Genomic DNA, 23,443 nt, shown 5'->3' on the forward strand with positions numbered 1-23,443 from the left:
CTCACCCATCATCGCTACAGCATTTCCTACAGCATGCCTTTGACCGATGTCCGTTTTCCCTCTGCGGAACGGGCATCGTCGGTCCCATCCATCATGGGCGCGATGGAAAAGCGCAGGTCGTCGGAAATCATCGCATCGCCATGGGAGTCGAGCGCGGCTTCACCGCGGCGGACGGTCAGTGATCGTGCTTGCAGTCGGGCCCGTGGACGTGGCCGTGATCCTGGTGGGCGTGATCATGACTGTGGCCGTGGTCATGCGCGTGGTCATGGCTGTGCCCGTGGTCATGCCCATGCGTTTGCCCATGCGCTTGGCCCGCCTCGCCGTGGGAATGCGCGTGCGCGTGATCATGGCCGTGATCGTGTCCGCACTGGCTGTGGTCGTGGGCCTCGCGCTCCGGCTTGAAGGCGCGGGTCACGGGGGTTCCGGTGCAGCCCTGGCCGCGCACGAGTTCGGCGGCCGAAGCCGGGACGTAGAGCACCTCCGCGGCGATCTCCGCCGGAACGTGACTGCCGCCGAGCTGCCAGGCGAGGCGCAGGAGACGGGCGGGGTTGGTGGCGCGAACCTCCAGCAGGGCTTCGGGGGCCGCCTCCACGAGGATCAGGCGTCCGTCCTCCAGCCGTAGGGCGTCGCCGTCCTCGAGGCCGGCCGCCTTGGCCAGCGCCGGCGTGAAGCCGAGGCCACCGACGCCCGTCAGGGTCGCGGGCAGGGCCTGACGGGCGCCATGATCGAGGGTGACGCGATCGACGACGGCGTCGGCGCGGACGGCGGCTTTGCGGATCAGGGTGGTGGCGCGCAGCATGGGAACCTCTCGGACAGGCCACACCCCTACCGGATTTCGGGCTCGAACGGAAAGCGCCGCGAACCATCGGCCCGAATGCGGAAACTTCGACCGCAGCCCATGTCGGCGGGAACCTTAGCCGTAGGACGTGCATTCCTTGAGCGGAATAGCTAAGCTCAAGCCTCGATTCGGACCGGCCCAAGACCGGACACCACCACGCCTACGGGAGTCTCGCACCATGAAGAAGCTCATCGCCGCCACCCTCGCCGGGGCCCTCGCCCTCTCGCTCGGTGCCTGCAACACCCCCGAGGATCGCGCCCTCGGCGGCGCCGGCCTCGGTGCGCTCGCGGGTGCGGCCATCGGCGGCGCGGCGACTGGCCGGGCCGGCGGCGCGCTCGCGGGTGCGGCCATCGGCGGCGCCGGCGGCGCCATCGTGGGCGCCTCCACCGCCCCGCGCTGCCCCTACGGCACCTACCGCGACGCCTACGGCGACGTGTACTGCCGCTGAGTTTTATCCATGGGATGCCGCGCCTCCGGGCGCGGCGGACCACGCAGTTCGGGAAGGGCCGGGGCACACGCTCCGGCCCTTCCTTCGTTTGTCGTCACCCCTCGCATCGCCGGACCCCTCCGGTATAAGGGCGCCTCACGATCCCTCTCCCGCCCGGCCGCCGATGCCCCCGCTCCCCGCCCCTGCCCTGCCGCGCCCGGCCGCGAGGTCCGCTCCGAGATCCCGCCCGAGTCTCCAACGATGAGCATCGGCATCTGGGGCAAGCTCGGGGGTGCGGGTCTCGGCCTCGCCGTCGGCGGACCGATCGGCGGTCTCGTCGGCGGGGTCGCCGGCCATTTCCTCGTCGACCGCGAGGGCGCTCCGTTCGGCACCACGCCCCGCGACGTGGTGTTCACCACGGGCCTCGTGGCCCTCGCCGCCAAGATGGCGAAGTCCGACGGCGTGGTGACGCCCTCCGAAATCGAGGCGTTCGCCCAGGTGGTGCAGGTGGGCGAACGCGAGCGCGCCGGGGTTCAGCGCCTGTTCGATCTCGCCAAGGGCACGTCCAATGGCTTCGAGGCCTATGCGCGCCAGCTCGCCACCACCTTCCACGACGAACCGGGCCTGCTCGAGGACGTCCTCGACGGCCTGTTCCACATCGCCAAGGCCGATGGTGCGATCCACGAGGCCGAGGAGCGCTACCTGCGCGCCGTGGCCGAGACCTTCGGCTTCGACGAGCCGGCCTTCCGCCGCATCGCCGCACGCCACGTCAGCCTGTCGGACGATCCCTACGCGGTGCTCGGGCTCGACCACGGGGTGGACGACGCCGCCCTCAAGGCGGCCCACCGCGCCCTGGCCATCGAAAATCACCCCGACCGGGCCATGGCGCGCGGCCTGCCGCCGGAGGCCGTGACCATCGCCACCCGGCGCTTGGCCGCCATCAACGCGGCCTACGACCGGATCGCCGCCGAGCGAGGTTTGCGATGAAGCCGACGGCCGAGAGCCCCCTCGCCACCTCCGTCCACCCCTCGCCCAACCACGGCGAGCGGCGGAGCGGCCCCGTCGACCTGCTGATCCTGCACTACACCGGGATGGAGAGTGCGGCGGCCGCCCTGCAGCGCCTTGCCAATCCGGTGGCGGAGGTCTCGGCGCATTACGTGGTGCTGGAGGATGGCCGCGTGGTGCAGATGGTGCCGGAGGGCCGCCGGGCCTGGCATGCCGGGCAGGCCACCTGGGCGGGCATCACCGACGTCAATTCCCGGTCGCTCGGCATCGAGATCGTCAACGGCGGCCATGCGGGCGGATTGCCGGCTTATCCGGAGGCGCAGATCGCGGCGGTGATCGCGCTCTGCGGCGACCTGACCGGGCGCTGGAACGTGCCCAGCCACCGGGTGCTGGCCCATTCCGACATCGCGCCCGAACGCAAGGAGGACCCCGGCGAGCACTTCCCATGGGACCGCCTCGCGCGGGCCGGCATCGGTCATTGGGTGACGCCGACGCCGATCCGCGACGGGCGCTTCTTCTCCCAGGGCGATTCCGGCCAGCCCATCGAGGCGCTTCAGGCGATGTTCGCCCTCTACGGCTACGACCTGCCGGTGACCGGCGTCTTCGACGCCCGCACCGGAGCGGTGGTCACCGCGTTCCAGCGCCACTTCCGCCCCGCCCGGGTCGACGGGGTCGCCGACGCCTCCACCATCACCACCCTGCGCGATCTCATCGCAGCCCTGCCGGGCCGGAGTTGAAGGAGGGGGGAGAGCCCCCTCCCCTCAGGCGTGGTGCGGGGCCTTGTCCGCTTCCGAAGCGTCGGGGCGGATCTCGCCCCGCGTGCGCCACAGGCTGTAGCTGACGCCGGCCACCAGCAGCACCACGGTGACGGCGAGCGACACCCAGGCCGGCACGTGGACGAGGTCGAACGTGTCGGCGACCACGATCTTGGTGCCGATGAAGATCAGGATGAAGGCGAGCGCCGTCTTGAGGTAGGCGAAGCGGTCCACCATCGCGGCCAGGGCGAAGTAGAGCGCACGAAGGCCCAGGATGGCGAAGATGTTGGATGTGTAGACCACGAAGGTGTCGGTGGTGATGGCGAAGATCGCCGGCACGCTGTCGACGGCGAAGATCACGTCGGCGCCGTTGACGAGGATGAGGGCCAGGGCCATCGGCGTCAGCCACAGGGCGAGCTTGCCGGTCTTCGGATCGGGTTTGCGCACCACGAAGCGCTGGCCGTGCAGTTCGGGCGTGATGCGCAGGACCTTTTGCAGATAGCGCACGGCCCGGTTCTCGTTGATGTCGCCGGGCTCCTCCTCCTTCGAGAACAGCATCTTGAGCCCGGCGAAGATGAGGAAGGCGGCGAAGATCGACAGCACCCAGGCGGCCTGGTGCACCAGGGCGGCGCCGAGCCCGATCATCAGACCGCGCAGGAGCACGGCGGCGAGGATGCCCCAGACCAGCACCCGGTGCTGGGCCGCGCGCGGGATGTTGAGGGCCGTGAGGATGACGGCGATGACGAAGACGTTGTCCATGGACAGCGACTTCTCGACCACGAGGCCGGCGACGTATTCCTGCCCCGCCTGCGGCCCGAGGTACCACCACACCCAGCCGCCGAAGACGAGGCCGAGGCTGAAGTAGAACGCCGTGAGGAGCAGGCTCTCCTTCACGCCGATCTCGTGGTTCTTGTCCTTGTGCAGGAGCCCGAGATCGAAGGCGAGCAGACCCGCGACCAGGGCGTGGAAGCCGAGCCACATCCAGACCGGCTTGCCGAGCCATTCGTAGGTGAGAAGTTCCATGTGCGGACCGTCGATGCTTCTTGGGGAAGAGAAAGCATCGGCTCCGACATCACGGAACGCATCACAGAGCATCCCGCCAGAGGGGCCCGCAGCCGATGGGCCGGAGTTGGGGCCAGGGTGCATGCGAATCAAGGGCGATGCGAATCAAGGGCGACGCGAATCGAGGGCGGCGCTTGACAGGGCCCCCGCGCCACGGGCTTGCCGGGGGCGAGCGGCGCGGGATCCACCGGAGTTCGGATGACGGAACACCACGAGAGCGGCCCGGCGGTGATCGGCGGCGGCCCGGCCGGGCTGATGGCGGCGGAGGTTCTGGCGCGGGCCGGCCATGCCGTGACCGTCTACGACCGGATGCCGTCGCCCGCGCGAAAGCTTCTCATCGCCGGGCGGGGCGGCCTCAACCTCACCCATTCCGAACCCCTGCCCGCCTTCCTCGCCCGCTATCAGCCGCAGGACGGGACCCTGGCCGGAGCCGTCGGGAGCTTTCCGCCGGAGGCCCTGCGGGCATGGTGCGCCGATCTCGGCCAGCCGACCTTCGTCGGGTCGAGCGGCCGGGTGTTTCCCGAGAGCTTCAAGGCCTCGCCCCTGCTCCGGGCCTGGCTCGCGCGCCTCGACGGCCTCGGCGTCACGCTCCGCACCCGGCACCGCTTCGTCGGATGGTCGGAGACGGGGGCGGTGCTGTTCGAGACGCCGGAGGGGCGGGTCGCGGCTCGTCCCGCCGCCCTGCTGCTGGCGCTCGGCGGCGCGAGCTGGCCGCGCCTCGGCTCGGACGGGGCCTGGGTGCCCGTGCTGGAGGGCCAGGGCATTCCGGTGACGCCGCTCCGGGCCTCGAATGTCGGCTTCTGCGTCGCCTGGTCGCCTGTGTTCGCCGATCGCTTCGCCGGCCAGCCCCTCAAGCGCATCGCCCTGAACGTGGGCGAACACCGGGTTCGCGGCGAGGCGATGATCACAGCGGAAGGCATCGAGGGCGGTGCCCTCTACGCGGCCTCCCAGGCGATCCGGGCGGCCCTCGCCGAGGGGATGGGCGGCGCCATCAGCCTCGACCTGCGCCCCGACCTCGCGGAAGCCGCCCTGGCGCGGGCCCTGGGCAACACCAGACCCGGCGAATCGCTCGCCAACCGCCTGCGCAAGGCCGCCGGGCTGTCCCCCGTGGCGGCCGGGTTCCTGCGCGAAGCGGCGAGCTCGGCGCTCCCCGCCGATGCGGCGGCCCTCGCGGCCCTGATCAAGGCCGCGCCCCTGCGTCTCCTGGCCCCGCGCCCCATCGAACGCGCGATCTCGTCCGTCGGCGGCGTGCCGTTCGGGCAGGTCGACGACCGTTTCATGCTGAACGCCCGGCATGGCACGTTCGTGGCCGGCGAGATGCTCGACTGGGACGCCCCCACGGGGGGCTACCTGCTCCAGGGCGCCTTCGCCAGCGGCCGGGCGGCGGCGGAGGGGATGCGCGCCTGGATGGCGCGCCCGTGATGGGAATCCGGCTGCCTCTCCGCATTCGCGGGGACGCGGCGGCGGATCAGAGGCGGCCGCAGACGGCCACCAGCCCCTGGCTTTCGGAGGGGCAGGCCGCGCCGGTGCCCTTGCTCATGGTCGGGATGCCGGTCGGCAGGCAATAGGCCGAGACCAGGGTCTCGCCGGTCTCGCAGGTCACGGCGCAACCGCTCGCCGGGCAGGATTCCTGACGCACCGCCCGCAGGGGCGACGACGCGGCCACTGGAGCCGCGACGCCGGCCGGGCCCTGCGGACCGGCAGCGCCCCTGGTGCCGGCTTCGCCCTTCGGACCCGTGTCGCCCTTGGGACCAATCTCTCCCTTGGGACCCGTGTCACCCTTGGGACCAATCTCTCCCTTGGGACCCGTGTCACCCTTGGGACCCGCTTCGCCTTTCGGACCCGTCTCGCCCTTGGCGCCCGGAACGCCTTGAGGACCGGGTGAGCCTTGAAGGCCGGCGACGCCCTGGGGTCCGGTGGCGCCGTCCTCACCCTTTGCGCCGGGCTCCCCCTTGGCACCCGCCTCTCCCTTCGGCCCAGGCTGGCCCGCCGGACCGCAATTGCCCACCACCACCTCGCGCTCGTCCTCGCCCGCCTTGAGGGTCGCGACGCAATTGTTCGGCATGTGGGGCAGGCGGAAGACGAAGCGGCCCCGGCTGTCGGCGATGACGGAGATGTCCTCGTCGAGGATCACGGTGGTGCCGGCCTTGCGCACGCTGCCGGAGATCCGCAGGTCGCCGTTCTCGAAGCGCGCGTCGTAGACCTGGATCGGCTGGGACGGGGCCTGCGCCCGGCGGGCTTGCGGCTTGACCTGCTGAGCCTGGGCCTGCCGAGCCTGGGCTTGGGCTTGGGCCGAGATCGGTCCGGCGCACACGAACAGGCCCGACAGGACCACGAGGACGCGATCGACGCGCATGCATTCTCTCCCGGCTGAGCCCGCGTCTCGCGCGCGGCGGCCTGGATTGCTGCCCTGCCCGTTCCCCAGGGTCAAGCTACGTAGTCGACCGCAGGCGCGATCGCGGCTCCCACCACGTCGGGCGCTCCGTCCACACGCATCCACAGCCCTCCACAGGCCAAACCTCTGGCGACAGGGACGGAACGCCGAGAAGTCGCAGGCCGAGGGCAAGGCCGCGGGAAATCGGTTGAATATGTTCCTGTTTTGTTCTTATCATCCGGCCATGGAGCCACCCGGATGTCGCAACGCCCCCACCCCCATTCCCAATCCCCGGATGCGTCCCACCGGGCGGATGGGGATGCGACTGACGTTCCCGCACGGCTCGCATCCCTGCGGGCGCGCGTGGCCCTTCACCATGGTCGGGACGCCCCGCGAAAGACCCTGTCCTTCGGGGTCCACGCCGTCGACGGGCACCTGCCTGGCGGTGGCCTCGGCCTCGGCCAGCTCCACGAGGTCGCCCCCGCGGCCGAGGGCGACGAGCCGGCGGCCCTGGGCTTCGCCCTCGCCCTCGTCGCCCGGCGCCTCGCCGCCGTCCGGGGCGAGGCGCTCCTCGTCATCGCGAAGGGGCATCCGATGCCCTACGGCCACGGCCTCGCTGGCCTCGGCCTCGACCCGGACCGGCTGCTCCTGTTCGAGGCGGGCAGCGACCGCGACGTCTACCGCGCCCTGGAGGAGGCCCTGCGGGCCGGCGGCAACGGTGGCCCAGCCGCAGGCAACGGGGGGCAAGCCGCAGGCAACGGGGGGCAAGCCGCCGCCGGGGGCGGTCTTGCGGCGGTGGCGGGCCTCGTCGATGCCGGCATCCCCCTGATCCAGAGCCGGCGGCTGCATCTGGCCGGGGCCCGCACGGACGGCCTCCTCGTGGTCCTACGCCCGGCGGGGGCGGAGAGCCCCAACGTGGCCGCGACCCGGTGGCGGATCGCCGCCGGCAAGGCCCTGCGCGACCGGTTCGGCTGCATCGAGCGGCCGTGCTGGCGGGTGCGGCTCGACCGCTGCCGCAACGGACGGACGGGGGATTGGCTTCTGGAGTGGGATCATGCCGCGCATCGTTTCGGTCTGGCTGGAGCATTGGCCGGTCACCCGCCTGAGGCGGGCGCATGCGGGCCTCGCGCAGGGCGGCCATGATGGGTCTCCCCACCGCGCATGCTCGCACGACGATGCGTCCCCCCTCGTCGTCGCCGCCGGGGAAGCGACGGGCCTGCGCCTCACCGCCGTCGATGCCCGGGCCCGGGCCCTGGGACTGCGCCCCGGCGAGCCCCTGGCCCGCGCCCGCGCCCGCCTGAACACACCGCTCGCGGTCCATCCGGCAGATCCGGAGGCCGACGCGGCGGCCCTCGATCGCCTGTGCCTGTGGGCCAAGCGCTACACCCCGAGCGTCGCGGCCTTCGGCGAGGCCGAGGGTCGCGACGGGTTCTTCCTCGACGTCGCGGGGGCGAGCCACCTCTACGGTGGCGAGGCCGGGTTGATGGCCGACCTCGCCCGGCGCCTCGGCGCCAACGGTCTGCCGGCGCGCCTCGCCCTCGCGGGCAATCCCGGCTGCGCCTTCGCCCTGGCCCGCCACGGGGCCGGCGGCTTCGTACCCACCGGCGGCGAGGCCGATGCCCTGCGCGGCCTGCCCGTCCTCGCCCTGCGCATCGACCCCGAGGTGGCCGCGGCCCTCGGCCGCCTCGGCCTGCGCCGGATCGGCGACCTCGTCGACGCCCCCCGGGCGCCCCTGGTCCGGCGGTTCGGCGACGCCCTCATCCGGCGCCTCGACCAGGCCCTCGGGCACCGGCCCGACCCCCTGGCCCCCCTCGACGAACCGCTGGCGTTCGGCGCCGCGCGCGGCTTCCTCGACCCCATCGGCCATCAGGACACCATCGTGGCGACGGCGACGCGCCTCATGGAGACCGTCGCCCCGCGCCTGGAGGCCGCCGGCCTCGGCGCACGGGCCCTGCGCCTCACCCTGCACCGGGTCGACGGCGTGATCCGGACCCTCGACCTTGCCTTGAGCGAGCCGACCCGCTGTCCGGTGCTGGTGGGACGGCTCCTCGACCTCCGCCTCGACCGCCTCGGGGCGGCCCTCGATGCCGGCTTCGGCTTCGAGGCCGTGCGCCTCGATGTGGTCGGCACCGGCCCGGTCACCGCGCGTCAGGGCGATCTCTCGGGGGATGGCCGCGCGGCGACGGGCGCGGCGGGTCTCGCCGATGCCCTGCGCCAGCGCCTCGGGCGCGGCATCCTGCGCCTCGCGCATCACGAGAGCCACGTGCCCGAGCGGGCCGAGACGGCCGAGCCGTGGCGCGTGACCCGCATCGCCCTGCACCGTCCGGCCCGGGCCGGCGCGGGGTTGCCCCGGCCCCTCGTTCTCCTCACCCGCAGCGAAGCGGCCGAGGACGTTCTCGCCCCCGATGGGCCGCCCCAGCGCTTCCGCTGGCGCAGACGCCTGCACCGGGTCGCCCATGCGGAGGGCCCCGAGCGCATCGCCGGGGAATGGTGGTCGGGCGCCACCCCGACCCGCGACTATTACGTGGTCGAGGACGAGGCCGGTCGCCGCCTGTGGGTCTACCGGCAGGCGGCTTCCCCGGCGCAAACGCTTCCTCCAGCTCAGACGCTTGCCCGGGCCCAGACGGCCGGCTGGTTCGTCCACGGGATGTTCGCGTGAAGCCGCCTCCCCGCCGGGCGGGAGCATGACGCCGCCCTACGCCGAGCTCGCGGTCACCACGAACTTCTCCTTCCTGCGCGGGGCCTCGCACCCGGAGGAGATGGTGGCGCGGGCGGCCGAATTCGGCTTCGTCGCCATCGGGATCGCCGACCGCAACACCTTTTCGGGCGTGGTGCGCGCCTATGCGGAGGGCCTGCGCCGGGCCAAGGCCGGGGAACCCTCCGTCCGCACCCTGGTCGGCGTACGCCTGGTGACGGAATGCGGGTTCGAGGCGGTCACCTACCCCATGGACCGGGACGCCTATGGCCGCCTGTGCCGCCTCCTCACCCTGGGCAACCGCCGGGCGGAGAAGGGCGCCTGCCACTTCTCCTTCGCCGAGATGCTGGGGACGAGCGCGGGGCAGATGTTCATCGCCATGCCGTCGGACGATATGCCGCCGGAGGTCCCGGGCGGCGCCTTCGCGGACCGCCTCGCCGCCCTGGCGGAGGCGGCGCCGGGGCGGACGTTTCTCGCTGGCAGCCACCGCCATCGCGGCGACGAGCGCCGGCGCCTCGGCCGCCTCGCCGAGTGGGGAAACCGCCTCGGCGCGCCCCTGGTGGCGGTATCGGACGCCCTCTACCACGTGCCCGGCCGGCGCCCCCTGCAGGACATCCTCGCCTGCATCCGCGCCGGCTGCACCCTGCGCGAGGCCGGCTACCGGCTGGAGGCCAACGCCGAGCGGCACCTCAAGGCCCCCGCCGCCATGGCGCGGCTGTTCGCCGAGCATCCGGATGCCATCGCGCGGACGGTGGAGATCGCGCAGGCCTGCGGCTTCTCCCTCGATCAGCTCCGTTACGAGTATCCCGACGAACCGGTGCCGCCGGGCGGGACCCCGCAGGGCTACCTCACGGACAAGGTCCACGAGCGCGCCCGATGGCGCTACCCGGATGGAATTCCCGAGAACATCGCCGTGACGATCGCGGAGGAACTCCGCCTCATCGCGAAAATGGATTACGCGCGCTACTTCCTCACCCTGTTCGACATCGTCGAGTTCGCGCGCAGCCGAGGCATCCTGTGCCAGGGCCGGGGCTCGGCCGCCAATTCCGTGGTGTGCTACTGCCTCGGCATCACGGCGGTGGACCCCACCGAGATCCGCCTGCTGTTCGCGCGCTTCATCTCGGAGAACAGGGCAGAGCCGCCCGACATCGACGTCGATTTCGAGCACGAGCGGCGCGAGGAGGTGATCCAATACCTCTACACGCGCTACGGCCGCGACCGCGCCGCCATCTGCGCCACGGTGATCCACTACCGGCCGCGGAGCGCCGTCCGCGAGGTCGGCAAGGTGCTGGGCCTCACCCCGGACATCACCGGGCTGATGGCCGACACCGTGTGGGGCTCGTGGGGCGCCGCCCTGCCCGACGCCCATATCGAGCAGGCCGGCCTCGACCCGAAGAACCCGGCGATCCGGCAGGCGCTGGATCTCGCCCACGCCCTCATCGGCTTCCCGCGCCACCTGTCGCAGCATGTCGGCGGGTTCGTGCTCACGCGCGGGCGCCTCGACGAGACCGTGCCGGTGGGCAACGCCGCCATGGCGGACCGCACCTTCATCGAGTGGGACAAGGACGACATCGACGTGCTCGGCCTGATGAAGGTCGATATCCTGGCGCTGGGCATGCTGAGCTGCCTCAAGCGCGGCCTCGACTTCCTCGCCCGCGACTACGGCCACGATTATCCGACCCTGGCCGACCTGCCGCGCGAGGACCCGGCCGTCTACGCCATGCTGTCGAAGGCCGATTCCGTCGGCGTGTTCCAGGTCGAGAGCCGGGCGCAGATGTCGATGCTGCCGCGCCTGAAACCGGCCGAATTCTACGACCTCGTGGTGCAGGTCGCCATCGTCCGCCCCGGCCCGATCCAGGGCGACATGGTGCATCCGTATCTGCGCCGGCGGCAGAACCTGGAGCCGGTCGTCTACCCCTCGCCCCATCCGAGCCAAGGTCCGGCAAACGAACTCGAGAGCGTGCTCAAGCGAACCTACGGCGTCCCCCTGTTCCAGGAGCACGCCATGCAGATCGCCATCACGGCGGCGGGCTTCCTGCCGTCCGAGGCCGACGGCCTGCGCCGGGCCATGGCGACCTTCCGGCACAACGGCGAGATCGTGAACTTCCGCACCAAGTTCGTGGAGGGCATGGTGGCGCGCGGCTACCCGCGCGACTTCACCGAGCGCTGCTTCAAGCAGATCGAGGGGTTCTCCACCTACGGCTTTCCCGAGAGCCACGCGGCGAGCTTCGCGCTCCTCGTCTACGCCTCGGCCTGGATGAAGTGCCGGCACCCCGACGTCTTCCTCGCCGCGATCCTCAACGCCCAGCCCATGGGCTTCTACCAGCCGGCCCAACTCGTCCGCGACGCCCGCGCCCACGGGGTCGAGGTGCGCGGGGTCGACGTGAACGCGAGCGACTGGGACTGTACCCTGGAACCGGCTTCGGAGCTTCCACCCCCGGAGGTCCCCCGGCGGCTCGCCGTGCGGCTCGGCCTGCGCCAGATCAGCGGCGTGTCGGAGGCCGCCATGCGCCGTCTCGTGGCCCTTCGCGGCAACGGCTACGCCAGCATCGAGGGATTGCAGGCGGCCCTCGTCCTGCCGCGCAACGCCCTGGAACGCCTGGCCGAGGCCGATGTTTTTCGCTCCCTCGACCTCGACCGGCGCGCGGCCCTCTGGGCGGTGCGGACCCTGGAGGGCACCACCTCGAGAAAGGCAGCCGCCTGGACCGCGACGGACCGGCGCGCGCACCTGCTGGAAGCGCCGCTACCGCTGTTCGCCTTTCATGCCGATGACGGACTGTTTCGGGCCGAGCCCGCCTTGGCCCTGCCTGCCATGGCCGAATCCGAGCACGTGGCCGCAGATTACGTCACCACCGGGCTCTCGCTGAAGGGTCATCCGGTGGCGTTCTTCCGGGCGCGGCTCGCCCGGATCGGTGCGATTCCCGCCCGCGACCACCACGACGCGATGCGGGTGCCCAACAACGCCCGCGTCACCGTGGCGGGGCTCGTGCTCACCCGCCAGCGGCCCGGCACGGCTCATGGGACGGTTTTCCTCACCCTCGAGGACGAAACCGGCATCGCCAACGTCATCGTGTGGGCGAAGGTGTTCGAGGCTCATCGCGCCGTCGCCATGGGTGCACGCTTCCTCGCCGTGCGTGGCCGCATCCAGCGCCAGGGACTCGTGGTCCATCTCCTCGCCGAACGCTTCCGCGACCTCACCGCCGAACTCCGCAGCCTGCGCGAGGGCGGTTTCAAGCTTCCGCCCGAAACCACGGACTTCTCCGCGCCACCCGATCGGAGGGTGTACCGGAGTCGTGATTTTCACTGAACAAGTCTTATATCTAATTCTATATTCAAATATAAATCTGTACCGATGTTAAATTAAAAATTTCATTCTGAGTATAGATCTCGGATAGAACAGATGGATCTCTAAACTTGGAGCATCCTTCCGAATTAATCGGCTACAGCAGCCTGCCAGACGATCCGGTCCGGCGCCGAGGAGCCGTGATTCTCGCAAACCATACAAGGTGGCGCCGGGCATCTGACATGAACAAGGCGCCCCGCCAGCTCGCATGAAAGGGCGAGCGACGGGGTTGCCACATGGGAGAAAGAACCCGATCGTTAGTTCTTCGCGTCCGTTAGTTCTTCGCGTCGCCCTCCGGGCGATCCGACACCTTCCACTCCGCCATCGCCTCGCGAGCAGTCTTGTTCAGGATGACGATGTTCCCGTTCAGCGTACCGACCCAGGACGATGGAATCAGATGATGCTGTCCACCGGCGGCGGAATCGCTCTTCGTGAGCTTGATGTCCTTGCCGTCATACTTGTCCACGGTGCCGACATGCCCCTTGTCGGAGCCGACGACCTCCATGTGTTCGCGAACGACGCTGTTGGTTGTCTTGGTCGTTGAATCCTGAGCCTGCGCGAGCGGCGCGAGCGCGCAGGATGAGGCAACGATCAGGCAGGCCGTGGTGAGGGCGCGAAGCATGGAAAGATCCCGTTGGGAATGAGAGGTCGGGCGGTCAACGCAACCCTCGAAGTCGCCGTTCCTGTCCGTATCGCCGCATTCCCGGCCGCCCCCGTGAGGAAGGTACCTCGTCGTCACGTCTTCGTTCGGCTCCTGAGGAAGCCCTGGCGGCATGCCTTTCGAAACCTATCTGTGAAGGATCGAAGCCAATTCTGGCTCGAAACCAGGAGTCTCCCGTGCCAGATACCCCGGATGTCGATCGCACCGCACGTGATATGGCGGAGCGTGTTTTTGCAGCTTACGCCAAGCAGGCGAATGTGCGGATCCATCCTGGCGTCGAGCAGACCCTTCTCACGCGCTTGGCCGAAGCGCTTCGGCCCCTGATCGGCAGAGCGGCTGACCGCCTCGTCGACGCAGCCAATCGGGTGCTGGACGATATCGAGTTGACCGTACCGGACTTGCGTGGGCCCAGGATCGCATCGCTGAACCCGGTCGACAAAGCCGTCACAACGCGGGATGGTTCGGTACCCGTAATCTCGGGCGGTTGAAGAACTACGATGTCTCGTAGGCCGATCCATCCTGCGAACGGACCGGGGTATCGACGTAACGCCCCTGTTTCGGCACGGCGACCTGCGAAAAGTTGCTGGCGAGGGCATGAAGGGCATCCCGTAAGACCTGCCCCTCCAGGGGACGCCCGTGACCCGTGATGGCCCTTTGCGGTTCGAGGGCCGCCAGGATCTCGACCGAGCGCCGAGCAGCATCCCAATCGACCGTGAAGTACATGGGCGGACCGTGAAGCTCGGGCTCCTGGAACGCGACCGCGTAAGCCGATTCCTGGGCGGTCGTCACGAAGGCATCGGCCGCAATCAAGGTTGCGTCGGATTCGCGCCAGAGGGCAATCTGACCGACGGAGTGTCCCGGAACGTGAATCCAGCGCCAGCCCGGCATGGACGGCACGGAGCCATCCTCCGGCAAGCTGCGAAGCTGGGCGGAAACATTGACCGGCGTCCTTGGATAGAGGGGTGACAGACGGGACATGAGACCTCCACCGACGGTCGGATCGGGCGGAGGGTACGATGCGGAACCATCGAGATAGGGATGCTCGTGCGGATGAGCGAAAACCGGCACGTCCCAATCGCGTGCGAGATCCTCGACGACCCCGACATGATCGAAATGGCCATGGGTCAGCACGATCGCCGCCGGACGGGCGTTTGGGCCGAACCGCTCGGCCGCAACCTTCATGATGGCCGATTTGGAGCCACCGATCCCGGCGTCGATGAGGGTCCAGGCCCGATCACCCGCCCCGACGGGACCGTAGAAGATCACGTTCACGATCGCATGGCGTTGATAGGCGAGGTCCGACGTGATTTCGTGCGTGCCGTCGACTCCCAGTGGGGCATCGATCAGAGCATTCGCATCGACCTCGACCTGTTGCGCCATGAATACCTCCGCAGGTTTGGCACCGTCATCGGTACAGAAGCCAATCCGGTCGCTTGGGGGGAGGTTCCAAACCTGCTCGCCGCACAGGGACTGCAGTTGGATTGAAATCTACCGTAGCCGTTCTGAGGATTTCACGAAGGATGGAGGAAACCCGTAGGTTCTCGCCTTCCGACGTCCGGAGCTTGGTCGTGGATTGTCGAACGACTGTGCTGAGCCGCACGACACCGACATCCACGGAGGTAGCGGAACGAACGCGTTCTCGGCGCGAGCTTCAGACCCCGCCGATCGCGGGTCTCACCACGTGAGACAGAATGGAAAGACGGCGGAACGCGATCGAATGCATGTTCCGATGACGGAACTGCGCCATCGCGACGACGATGGGCCGTGAACAGAGTCGCCTGGATTTACGCTCGGGCACGAGCACGGACAACAATCCGACCGGATTTTCCCACCCCGGAAAACAGCGGCCCACTCAAATTATCGGGCATAATAAGTCTGATATTTATCGATTGATCGACCACACAACAGCGGCCAGTATCATCGATTGTATTGGTGGGTGCACAAGGGTTCGAACCTTGGACCCGCTGATTAAGAGTCAGCTGCTCTACCAACTGAGCTATGCACCCTCGCCTTGCGGCGGTCGCTGCGGCCCACCAAGTCCGCCGCGACGAGGTGGCTGATACCAAAGCCCCCCAGGGGTGTCCACCCCCTGGGGTCGATTTTCTAGATCCGGCCAAGGGGGCCTTACGAGGTCGTCATCGGAGACTGGGCGTGGAGGCGCACGGCCGAGGCCTCGAGCTTGTTCAGGGCCGAGAGGTAGGCGCGGGCCGAGGCCACCAAAGTGTCGGGATCGGCGCCCCGGGCCGTGACGCTGCGGTCGCCGCTCTTGAGACGCACGGAGACCTCCGCTTGGGCGTCGGTGCCCTCGGTGACGGCATCGACCTTGTAGAGTTCGAGGTCGGCCACGTGCGGCACCAGGGCCTGGATGGCGTTGAACACCGCGTCCACGGGGCCGTTGCCCTCGGCCTCCTCGGTGATCACCCGGTCGTCGATGGCGAGCTTCAGGGTGGCGCGCTGCGGCCCATGCGTGCCCGCGATCACCGAGAGGGAGACGAGGCGGATGCGGTCGTGGGCCGTGGCGAGATTCTCGTCGACCAGGGCCTCGATGTCCTCGTCGTAGACGTGCTTCTTGCGGTCGGCCAAGGCCTTGAAGCGCTCGAAGGCGTCCTGCAGGCGGTTGTCGCTCAGGGTGATGCCGAGTTCCTCCAGCTTCGAGCGGAAGGCGGCGCGGCCGGAGTGCTTCCCCATTACCAGGGAGGTCTTGGCCACGCCGACCGAGGCCGGCGTCATGATCTCGTAGGTCTCGGTGTGCTTGAGCATCCCGTCCTGATGGATGCCGCTCTCGTGGGCGAAGGCGTTCCGGCCGACGATGGCCTTGTTGTACTGAACGGGAAAGTTCGTCGCGTGGGAGACGAGCTTGGACGCCCGGGTCAGCATCGTGGTCTCGATGCCGGTCTCATAGGGCATCACGTCGCCGCGGGTGCGGATGGCCATCACGATCTCTTCCAGGGCCGCGTTGCCGGCGCGCTCACCGATGCCGTTGATCGTGCATTCCACCTGCCGGGCGCCGCCCTCGATGCCGGCCAGCGAGTTGGCAATGGCGAGGCCGAGGTCGTCGTGGCAATGCACCGAGAAGATCGCCTTATCGGAGTTCGGCACCCGCTCGCGCACGCTCCGGAACATGGTCCGGTACTCGTCGGGTGTCGCGTAGCCCACGGTGTCGGGCAGGTTGATGGTGGTGGCGCCCGAGCGGATCGCCGACTCGACGCAGCGGCACAGGTAGTCGATGGGCGTGCGGGTCGCGTCCATGGCCGACCATTCCACGTCCTCGACGAGGTCGCGGGCCTGGGCCACGGTCTTCAGGATGATCTCGACCACCTCGTCCTGGCTCTTGCGCATCTGGTGGGCGAGGTGGATCGGGGACGTCGAGACGAAGGTGTGGATGCGTCCGCGCCTGGCATGGCGGACGGCCTCGCCGGCGCGGGCGATGTCGGCGGGGATTGCCCGGGCGAGGCCCGCGATGGTGGCCCGCTTGGCCCGGCGGGCGATCTCGGCCACGGCCTCGAAATCACCATGCGAGGCGATGGGAAAGCCGGCCTCGATGATGTCGACGCCCATGGCATCGAGGAGGTCGGCCACGGCCAGCTTCTCGTCGAGGGTCATGGTCGCGCCGGGGCATTGCTCGCCGTCGCGCAGAGTCGTGTCGAAGATGAGAACGCGGTCTTTCTGCGTCGGTGTACTGGAACTGGCCATGGGATTGATCCTGTCACGGCGCGCGAAGCCCTGAGGACACGGCGCCTGGAAACGGCTCGCGCGTCGTGGCGGAGCCCGAATACGGGTAAGTACGCGTCCCCTGAGAGCCCAGGCGCATGCCCGGACGGCCCTCAGGGGCGGATAAGCAGCAGACCGAGGGTAAGAAGCGCGGGAACACGCGCACGGGACCGCATGGCCGCGTGCGCGGCGCCGGTGCGGCTGACCATGGAGCCGGCGCTGGCCAAGGCTCGTCTCTCCCGAGGGGCAACCGTGCTCGCTGGACGCGCCGGACGATTGCGAATGCGGTTTCCCTAGCCCTCGCCAAACGGATTGACAAGCAGCGGCGCATCGGAAGCGTCAGGCAGGGCGGAGATCGGTCTACGGAGCACCCCGAGCGAGTGGTCCGACAACAGTTCTCGGCCCCGAAGACGATCCCCGGTCATTGCCTTGTGGCGGCTCAAGCCTAGCTTTCAAACCGCGTGGAACCAATGAAACCGTTCCACGCGAGATGAACATCAAGAAAACCCGGATGGAAAACGCCGCCATGTCACGCCGCCTCACGATCACGCTCGCCCTGCCCGTCTGCGCGCTTCTCGCCGGCACTCTGCCGAGCTTCGCCCTCGACGTGACGAAGACCGTCGATGTCCAGACTGCTCCCGCCAAGGTGTGGTCGGTGATCGGCGACTTCTGCGGCATCGGCCAATGGCACCCCGCCATCGAGAAATGTGCCCTGTCCACGGACGGCGGCAAAACTCTGCGCACCCTCAGCCTGAAGGGCGGTGGCACCATCGTCGAGTCGCAGACCGCCCGCGACGACGCCAAGATGGCCTACACCTACGCCATCGTTTCGGGCCCCCTGCCCGTGAGCGATTACAGCTCGACCCTCTCCGTCGCCCCGAAGGCCAGCGGCGCCACGGTGACCTGGACGGGCAGCTTCAAGGCCAAGGGCGCTCCCGACGCCGTCGCCGTCGATGCCATCACGGGCATCTACGAGTCCGGACTGAAGGCCATCGCCGACAAGTCGAAGTAGCGGCTTCGCAGCGGCCCGAGGGCGTCGCCTTGCGGCATTCACAGGTGCGCCGTCGCGGAATCGTACCGCGACGGCGCGTGGGCCGCTCCTCCGATTGACCGGCCGTTTTCCCGGGGGCACAACCCAGGCGATTTCAAGCCGTGCCATTCAGGGCAAGCCGTGCCATTCGGGGGAAGCCGTCGTGATACTGCACCGCGCGAGTCGCGCATTCGCAACGCTCATCGCCGTCTCCCTCGTGGGTGCCTGCAAGCCCAGCGCTTCGGCGCCGCCCGTCGTGGCGGCGGCCCCCGCGGCCGTGCTCGCCCCTCCCCTCCCGCAGGGCAACGGGTGCGGGCCCGCCATCGCCCGCACCCAGGCCGTGGTCGACAGCGATGTCGCGACGGGCAACCTCAACGCGCCCGTGGGCGAGCGCTTCAGCGTCGACCTGCGCCGGGCGGCCGAGACGTGCCAGGGCGGCCAGGAGCGCGAAGCCCTCGGCCTGCTCGCGGCCGCCAAGGCACGCTACGGCTACCGGCAGGACGCGGCGAGATAGGCTCGCACGAAGCCAGGCATCCGGTCCGCGTCGAGGTCGGCGCGGGAGCGCACCGCGACGAAGCCCGCGAGTTCCGGCTCGGCCTCCGCCGCCCGGTGCGCTTCCATGCGGGCGATGAGGGCCGAGGCCTCCTCGGGGAAGTCCACCGGATGCAGGAACGCGTGCTGTCGCTCGCCGCTGACCAGCACCCAGTCTGCCGGCGCATCGGATGGGACGCGCAGGCCCGTCTCCTCCAAGAATTCCCGGGTCGCGCTCCCCGCGAGATCGACGTGGCGGCCCGCGCGCACGTCCGAGGGGTCGGGCGTCCCGCACGGAAAGTAGATCTGTCCGGCATTGGCGGAGTCGCGCCCCATGACGCCGAGCACGGCGGCGCCGTCGCGCGACCACGGCACGATGGCGGCGAACGCGTTGGTGACGGAGGGATCGGGTGATCCGCCGTCGCGAAAGGCCAGGAACTCCGAGAACGCCGCCTCGAACAGATCGATGGTGCATGCGCCGTCGGTGACGGTGCAGGCGCAGCCGAGGAGCACGGGCCCATCGAACAGGGCCGGCTTCGCCGCCTGTCGCTCGGCCCAGTGCGCCGCGATGGCGTCGGAATTGTCCCGGGCCCAGGCCCAGTCGTAGGGCACGAGGCGCGCATCGAGGCTTTCGAGGCGCGCGAAGGTGAAGCCGTCGGATTGGACGGGGCGTTCAGACATGGAGCGTTCCCTCCATGACGATCACCGCCGATCCACCGACTTCGATGGCCTGAAGCGCACCGGATTCGATGCCGAGCTGGACGTGGATCCGGCTCGGGCGGCCCATGGCGACGCCCTGATGCAGCACGAGATCATGGGTTCCGTCCCCCATGGCTTCGAACTGCATCATCACGCCGGCGAAGGCGGCCGCCGCCGAGCCCGTGGCCGGGTCCTCCGGCACGCCGAGGTGGGGGGCGAACATCCGGGCCTGGAACTGCCGGCCAGGCGCATCGGAGTCGGGCGTGTAGAGGTAGAGGGCCGCAGGGTCCCCGAGGGCGGCCGAGGCCGCCGGATCGAGCCGGGCACTGGCCAGATCCTCGGGCGACCCGACGGGCACGAACAGGAAGTCGGGGCCGAGCGAATGCCGGCTCGGGGCATGACGCCCGAAGCCGATGGCGGCGGGTGCGAGGCCGAGGGCCGCGGCCAGGGCGTCCGGCTCGGGGCCGTCGCCGACGAAGTCCGGCAGGACCGGCATGCGGAAGCGCCCCTGCCCGCGGCCTGTACCGGTTTCGACGAGGCACGACAGGGTGCCGATCCCCTCCTCCAGGCCGAAGGCCAGCGCGTCGGTCAGCGTGGCGCGTTCGTCCCGCAGGGCGAGGAGCACGGCGGCGCCGAGGGTCGGGTGGCCGGCGAAGGGCAACTCGGCCTTCGGGGTGAAGATGCGCAGGCGTGCCCGGTGGCGGGGATTGTCGGAGGGCAGCAGGAACACCGTCTCGGACAGGTTGAACTCGCCCGCGATGGCCTGCATGGCGGGGCCGTCGAGCCCGTCCGCGTCGAGCACCACCGCGAGGGGATTGCCGGCGAGCGCAGTGTCTGTGAACACGTCGAGCGTCACGAAGCGTCGGGCCATTTTTCCCTACCTCTCAAGGACTTGAAACCTAGACCGGCTCGACCGGAAACGTCTCGCTCGGCGCGACGAACTCGTCCTGCGCCGCCACGGTGAGGATCTCGCGCGAGCCCGCCTCCGCCGTGCGGCGCAGGAGGCCATAGATCGAGGCGCCGGCCATGCCGAGCGCCAGGGCGGCCGAACCCGTGCGGGCGTAGTGCACGAGGAACAGAGCCGCGATGGCGTCGCCCGCGCCGTTGACGTCGAGGTGGAGGCGCGGCGTGCGCAGGAGCCAGAACTGCCCGCCCTCCCCGGCCAGGAGGTCGATGGAGTTCGGCGGCGTCGCCTCGGTGGCGAGGGAGGTGACGAGCACCACCCGGGGGCCGAGGCCGTGGAGGACCGCCACCGCCGCCTTGACCTCATCGAGGGTGCGGGACGGCAGGCCGGAGAGATGGTCGAGCTCGAACTGGTTCGGCGTGGCGATGTCGGCGAGTCTAAGTGCCTGATCGCGCATGAATTCCGGGATTCCCGGGCGGACGTAGATGCCCCGGTTCGTGTCGCCCATCACGGGGTCGCAGGCGTAGAGGGCGCGGGGGTTGGCGGCGCGGACGGCGGCCACCGCATGCACGATACTGGTGCCGATATCGGCCGAGCCCATGTAGCCCGACAGCACGCCGTCGCAGGTGTGGAGCACGCCGCGCTCCGCGATGCCGGCGACGAGGTCCTCGATGGCCGGGCCGTCGAACACCCGGCCGCGCCAGGCGCCGTAGCCGGTGTGGTTGGAGAACTGGACCGTGTGGATCGCCCAGACCTCGACGCCGAGGCGCTGCATCGGAAACACCGCGGATGCGTTACCGACGTGGCCGTAGGCGACGTGAGACTGGATCGAGAGGATGTTCAAGCGGGCCGGTCCTCCATAAAGCCTTCCCTTAGCTCGTTTTTCACGACCTCGCACCCTCGGACGACCCATGGACTTCGACGCCATCAAGACCTCGACCCTCGCCTTCGTCGAGGCCCATCAGGGCTGGACGCCGCTCATCGTCGGGGTGCTGGCGTTCTGCGAGTCCCTAGCGTTCCTGTCGCTGCTGGTGCCCGCCACCGTGCTGCTGCTCGGCATCGGCGCGCTCATGGGGACGGTGGGGATTCCGTTCGTGCCGGTGATGCTGGCGGCGGCGCTCGGGGCGGCGCTAGGCGATTGGATTTCCTACGAATTCGGCCATTATTACAAGGAGGGGGCCAAGCAGATGTGGCCGCTCACGCGCTACCCCGCCCTGGTGGCGAAGAGCGAGGAATTCTGCCGCAAATGGGGGGCCGGGGGCGTCGCCATCGGGCGGTTCTTCGGGCCGGCGCGGGCGGTGGTGCCGCTGATCGCCGGCATCTTCGGGGTCAAACGCCTGCCGTTCCAGGTGGCGAACGTGCTGTCGGCCCTGGTCTGGGCCTTCGTGATGCTGGCGCCGGGCGCCGGATTGTTGAGCTATTTCAAGGGTTAAGCCGGTACGTGCTCAGGGGTCGCAGGTGACAAGCCGGGCGCGGACTGGTTCTTAGGGGCCAGTCCCGAATCGGAACATCCATGTCCGCTGCCCTGGCCCACGCGATCCTTCCCAACGGAGCCGTTCTCCCCGTCGACCGCCGCCAGTCGGCGACGGCACTCCAGGTGCAACGGGGCGTGCGTCGGCTGTATTCGGAGCTGGGGCACGTGACGATTCCGGAGTTCTCGCTGGCCAACGGTCGGCGCGCCGATGTTATCGCCCTGTGTCCGGCGGGGCGCTTGACGATCATCGAGATCAAATCGAGCGTCGCCGACTTCAAGGCGGATCGGAAATGGCCGGAGTACCGGGAGTATTGCGACCGGTTCTACTTCGCGATTCCCGAAACGCTCTCGACGACACTGACGCCGGACGAGGCCGGGCTCATCGTCGCCGACGCGTTCGGGGCCGCGATCCTGCGCGACCCGGAGGAGCACCCGCTCAGCGGGGCGCGGCGGAAGGCCGTGACCCTGCGGTTCGCCCACAACGCGGCGCGGATGCTGCATGCCCTGGCCGATCCGGGGGCGATCCGCGAGGGTGTCCTCTAGGGGTTTGCCGAGAGCGAAAACCCCAACGCGATCAACCGGCTAGGGCGATTTCGCCTTCCCGGACGGCGCGCTCGCCGGTGCCGGACTTGATGCGGTAGAACGGCTCGCCGGTCTGGTCCTCGGGGACGAGGCGGACGATCTCGAAGATGTCCCCCGTGTCGGTCTTGGCGTCGGCGTAGCCGAGGCGGGCGCGGCGCACGCGCTGGCCGAGCTTGAACTTATGGGACATGGGTGACTCCGTGGTGAGCCGGCGCGAAAGCGCGCGCCGCGCGTCGTCTCGTGGGGCGGTCCGCGCCGAAAAACCCGGCGCATGGGGTGCAGCGCGCGCCGTTCCATCCCCGGTGTGGAACGGTCGGCACGCGGCGCACACCCGGGCTGCGCCGGTGTTACTTCCGCGCCTTGGCCTTACGGGCCGCGTAACGGGCATCGCGCAGGGCTTTCTGCTCGAGGCGGGCGGCGGCGGCCTGCTCGACCTTCTCTTCGGCAGCACGGATGGCCTCGGCGGCGAGACGCTCGCGCTCGGCATCGGCTTCGGCGACGCGCTGGGCTTCCGCGGCGGCGCGGGCTTCGTCGCGGGCTCGGGTCCGGATCTCGCGGTCGCGGACGATCTGCTCGCGCTCGGCCTTGCGGGCCAAGACGGCGGGATCATCGGCGGGCGGGCGATCGCGGAAGCGCGCGAGGGCCGCCTGACGGGCCTCGTTGGCCGCCTTGAGGCGGTCGGTCATGGAATTTTCGTTGAATTGGCTCACACAGGATCCTGGATTTGCGCCGGCCGGGTGCCGGCAAAAGATTTGGTCTTCCACAACGTAAGAAGCCGCTCCCCGAATGGGGAGCGGCCCTTTGCGACGTCAGGCCGGGCTGGCTTGCACCGGGCTCACCCTGCGCCGTTCCACCGAGACGGAGAACTGGCGCGGAGCGGGCGTTCGGTGCGGCACCCCGGACCCGAAGTGGCTCACGCGGTCTGGAGGTTACCGGCGGACTGCTTGCCGCTGCGCTTGTCGGTCTCCATCTCGTAGGAAACCTTCTGGCCCTCGGCGAGGCCGCGCATGCCGGCGCGCTCGACGGCCGAGATGTGCACGAACACGTCGTTGCCGCCGTCATCCGGCTGGATGAACCCGAAACCCTTTTGCTCGTTGAACCACTTAACAGTACCGACAGCCATCGTATTCCTTCGCCCTTGCGGGCTTATATGTCAGAGGTCCACGCGATCGTGCGCGGCCACCTCCCGACCAACCCAATCGACAGACTTTGATCTCCCCGACCCGTCTCCGGATCGAGGCGCGACAAACTCTGGTTTTGAGCTGGTTTTGAGTTTGTACGCGCTTGTTCGGGATTTAGCAAATCTGATCCTTTTTCAGGAGGATCATGCTTCTACAAAATCAGGAGGCTCG

24 protein-coding genes and 1 tRNA gene are annotated in these 23,443 nt (G+C 69.5%); 12 read left to right on the forward strand and 13 right to left on the reverse strand.

Annotated features, from left to right (window positions below):
• Positions 1-175 precede the first annotated feature (175 nt).
• A complete protein-coding gene (locus ASF27_RS01800) occupies positions 176-799 on the reverse strand; it encodes an urease accessory protein UreE (protein ID WP_056357326.1) in 624 nt (207 codons plus the stop codon).
• A gap of 217 nt (positions 800-1,016) precedes the next feature.
• Between ASF27_RS01800 and ASF27_RS01805 the strand changes: the two genes are divergently transcribed.
• The 3 genes from ASF27_RS01805 (at position 1,017) to ASF27_RS01815 (ending at position 3,007) form a co-directional block, all read left to right on the forward strand.
• Entirely contained in the window at positions 1,017-1,286 is a 270-nt protein-coding gene (locus tag ASF27_RS01805) for a hypothetical protein (RefSeq protein ID WP_056088870.1), read from the forward strand.
• Between the two features lie 240 nt (positions 1,287-1,526).
• Positions 1,527-2,252 (forward strand): molecular chaperone DjiA, encoded by a 726-nt coding sequence (locus ASF27_RS01810; protein WP_056263573.1) that lies wholly within the window; start codon positions 1,527-1,529, stop codon positions 2,250-2,252.
• Positions 2,249-3,007: an N-acetylmuramoyl-L-alanine amidase gene (locus ASF27_RS01815; RefSeq protein ID WP_056263571.1), complete on the forward strand. Its 759-nt coding sequence runs from the start codon at positions 2,249-2,251 to the stop codon at positions 3,005-3,007. Before ASF27_RS01810 ends, ASF27_RS01815 begins: the two co-directional genes overlap by 4 nt.
• A gap of 24 nt (positions 3,008-3,031) precedes the next feature.
• Here ASF27_RS01815 and ASF27_RS01820 read toward each other — a convergent pair whose 3' ends face one another.
• Positions 3,032-4,048, reverse strand: coding sequence for a TerC family protein (locus ASF27_RS01820; RefSeq protein ID WP_056263568.1), 1,017 nt, complete (start codon positions 4,046-4,048; stop codon positions 3,032-3,034).
• 237 nt (positions 4,049-4,285) lie between these two features.
• Here ASF27_RS01820 and ASF27_RS01825 point away from each other — a divergent pair, with 237 nt between their 5' ends.
• Positions 4,286-5,509 carry a TIGR03862 family flavoprotein gene (locus ASF27_RS01825; protein ID WP_056357329.1) on the forward strand — a complete coding sequence of 408 codons (1,224 nt, stop codon included), beginning with the start codon at positions 4,286-4,288 and terminating at the stop codon, positions 5,507-5,509.
• A 46-nt stretch (positions 5,510-5,555) separates the two neighbouring features.
• On the opposite strand, the gene ASF27_RS01830 is transcribed toward ASF27_RS01825, so the two are convergent.
• Positions 5,556-6,443, reverse strand: a complete 888-nt coding sequence (locus tag ASF27_RS01830; RefSeq protein ID WP_056357331.1) for a collagen-like protein — start codon at positions 6,441-6,443, stop codon at positions 5,556-5,558.
• Between the two features lie 381 nt (positions 6,444-6,824).
• Between ASF27_RS01830 and ASF27_RS21355 the strand changes: the two genes are divergently transcribed.
• The 3 genes from ASF27_RS21355 to ASF27_RS01845 are packed head-to-tail and all read left to right on the forward strand — an operon-like array spanning position 6,825 to position 12,463.
• Positions 6,825-7,604: an ImuA protein gene (locus ASF27_RS21355; RefSeq protein WP_244480897.1), complete on the forward strand. Its 780-nt coding sequence runs from the start codon at positions 6,825-6,827 to the stop codon at positions 7,602-7,604.
• On the forward strand, positions 7,516-9,120 hold the full coding sequence (locus ASF27_RS01840; RefSeq protein ID WP_082478742.1) for a DNA polymerase Y family protein: 1,605 nt from the start codon (positions 7,516-7,518) through the stop codon (positions 9,118-9,120). Before ASF27_RS21355 ends, ASF27_RS01840 begins: the two co-directional genes overlap by 89 nt.
• 25 nt (positions 9,121-9,145) lie before the next feature.
• Positions 9,146-12,463, forward strand: a complete 3,318-nt coding sequence (locus ASF27_RS01845) for an error-prone DNA polymerase (protein WP_056357338.1) — start codon at positions 9,146-9,148, stop codon at positions 12,461-12,463.
• A gap of 310 nt (positions 12,464-12,773) precedes the next feature.
• On the opposite strand, the gene ASF27_RS21360 is transcribed toward ASF27_RS01845, so the two are convergent.
• A complete protein-coding gene (locus ASF27_RS21360; protein ID WP_056357843.1) occupies positions 12,774-13,004 on the reverse strand; it encodes a DUF2171 domain-containing protein in 231 nt (76 codons plus the stop codon).
• Between the two features lie 332 nt (positions 13,005-13,336).
• Between ASF27_RS21360 and ASF27_RS01855 the strand changes: the two genes are divergently transcribed.
• Positions 13,337-13,648, forward strand: coding sequence for a hypothetical protein (locus ASF27_RS01855; RefSeq protein WP_244474234.1), 312 nt, complete (start codon positions 13,337-13,339; stop codon positions 13,646-13,648).
• A gap of 4 nt (positions 13,649-13,652) precedes the next feature.
• On the opposite strand, the gene ASF27_RS01860 is transcribed toward ASF27_RS01855, so the two are convergent.
• The 3 genes from ASF27_RS01860 to ASF27_RS01870 form a co-directional block, all read right to left on the reverse strand.
• A complete protein-coding gene (locus ASF27_RS01860) occupies positions 13,653-14,540 on the reverse strand; it encodes an MBL fold metallo-hydrolase (RefSeq protein ID WP_056263552.1) in 888 nt (295 codons plus the stop codon).
• Positions 14,541-15,090: 550 nt separating this feature from the next.
• A tRNA-Lys gene (locus tag ASF27_RS01865) sits at positions 15,091-15,166 on the reverse strand.
• Positions 15,167-15,284: 118 nt separating this feature from the next.
• Complete coding sequence (locus ASF27_RS01870) at positions 15,285-16,853, reverse strand: 2-isopropylmalate synthase (RefSeq protein WP_056166650.1); 1,569 nt, start codon at positions 16,851-16,853, stop codon at positions 15,285-15,287.
• Between the two features lie 544 nt (positions 16,854-17,397).
• Between ASF27_RS01870 and ASF27_RS01875 the strand changes: the two genes are divergently transcribed.
• Positions 17,398-17,883 carry an SRPBCC family protein gene (locus ASF27_RS01875; RefSeq protein WP_056166980.1) on the forward strand — a complete coding sequence of 162 codons (486 nt, stop codon included), beginning with the start codon at positions 17,398-17,400 and terminating at the stop codon, positions 17,881-17,883.
• Between the two features lie 184 nt (positions 17,884-18,067).
• Positions 18,068-18,415, forward strand: a complete 348-nt coding sequence (locus ASF27_RS01880; RefSeq protein ID WP_056303161.1) for a hypothetical protein — start codon at positions 18,068-18,070, stop codon at positions 18,413-18,415.
• On the opposite strand, the gene ASF27_RS01885 is transcribed toward ASF27_RS01880, so the two are convergent.
• From ASF27_RS01885 to pdxY, 3 genes are read right to left on the reverse strand one after another with little or no spacing between them, the layout of a single operon-like run.
• Positions 18,391-19,113 (reverse strand): NUDIX hydrolase, encoded by a 723-nt coding sequence (locus ASF27_RS01885; protein WP_056357341.1) that lies wholly within the window; start codon positions 19,111-19,113, stop codon positions 18,391-18,393. The genes ASF27_RS01880 and ASF27_RS01885 overlap by 25 nt on opposite strands.
• Positions 19,106-20,002, reverse strand: a complete 897-nt coding sequence (locus ASF27_RS01890; RefSeq protein ID WP_056357344.1) for a PhzF family phenazine biosynthesis protein — start codon at positions 20,000-20,002, stop codon at positions 19,106-19,108. The genes ASF27_RS01885 and ASF27_RS01890 overlap by 8 nt, the downstream gene beginning before the upstream one ends.
• Positions 20,003-20,030: 28 nt before the next feature.
• Positions 20,031-20,879: a pyridoxal kinase PdxY gene (pdxY, locus tag ASF27_RS01895; RefSeq protein ID WP_056166639.1), complete on the reverse strand. Its 849-nt coding sequence runs from the start codon at positions 20,877-20,879 to the stop codon at positions 20,031-20,033.
• 67 nt (positions 20,880-20,946) lie between these two features.
• Between pdxY and ASF27_RS01900 the strand changes: the two genes are divergently transcribed.
• Positions 20,947-21,468 carry a DedA family protein gene (locus ASF27_RS01900; RefSeq protein ID WP_056357349.1) on the forward strand — a complete coding sequence of 174 codons (522 nt, stop codon included), beginning with the start codon at positions 20,947-20,949 and terminating at the stop codon, positions 21,466-21,468.
• An 80-nt stretch (positions 21,469-21,548) separates the two neighbouring features.
• Positions 21,549-22,052 (forward strand): MmcB family DNA repair protein, encoded by a 504-nt coding sequence (locus ASF27_RS01905; RefSeq protein WP_056263541.1) that lies wholly within the window; start codon positions 21,549-21,551, stop codon positions 22,050-22,052.
• A gap of 31 nt (positions 22,053-22,083) precedes the next feature.
• On the opposite strand, the gene ASF27_RS01910 is transcribed toward ASF27_RS01905, so the two are convergent.
• The 3 genes from ASF27_RS01910 to ASF27_RS01920 form a co-directional block, all read right to left on the reverse strand.
• Positions 22,084-22,281 carry a hypothetical protein gene (locus ASF27_RS01910; protein WP_056166631.1) on the reverse strand — a complete coding sequence of 66 codons (198 nt, stop codon included), beginning with the start codon at positions 22,279-22,281 and terminating at the stop codon, positions 22,084-22,086.
• 157 nt (positions 22,282-22,438) lie between these two features.
• Positions 22,439-22,801, reverse strand: a complete 363-nt coding sequence (locus ASF27_RS01915) for a DUF6481 family protein (RefSeq protein ID WP_274533775.1) — start codon at positions 22,799-22,801, stop codon at positions 22,439-22,441.
• Positions 22,802-23,004: 203 nt separating this feature from the next.
• Positions 23,005-23,214 carry a cold-shock protein gene (locus ASF27_RS01920; protein ID WP_056088410.1) on the reverse strand — a complete coding sequence of 70 codons (210 nt, stop codon included), beginning with the start codon at positions 23,212-23,214 and terminating at the stop codon, positions 23,005-23,007.
• Positions 23,215-23,443 lie beyond the last annotated feature (229 nt).

Source organism: Methylobacterium sp. Leaf102, from assembly GCF_001422425.1.
Taxonomy (GTDB): Bacteria; Pseudomonadota; Alphaproteobacteria; order Rhizobiales; family Beijerinckiaceae; genus Methylobacterium.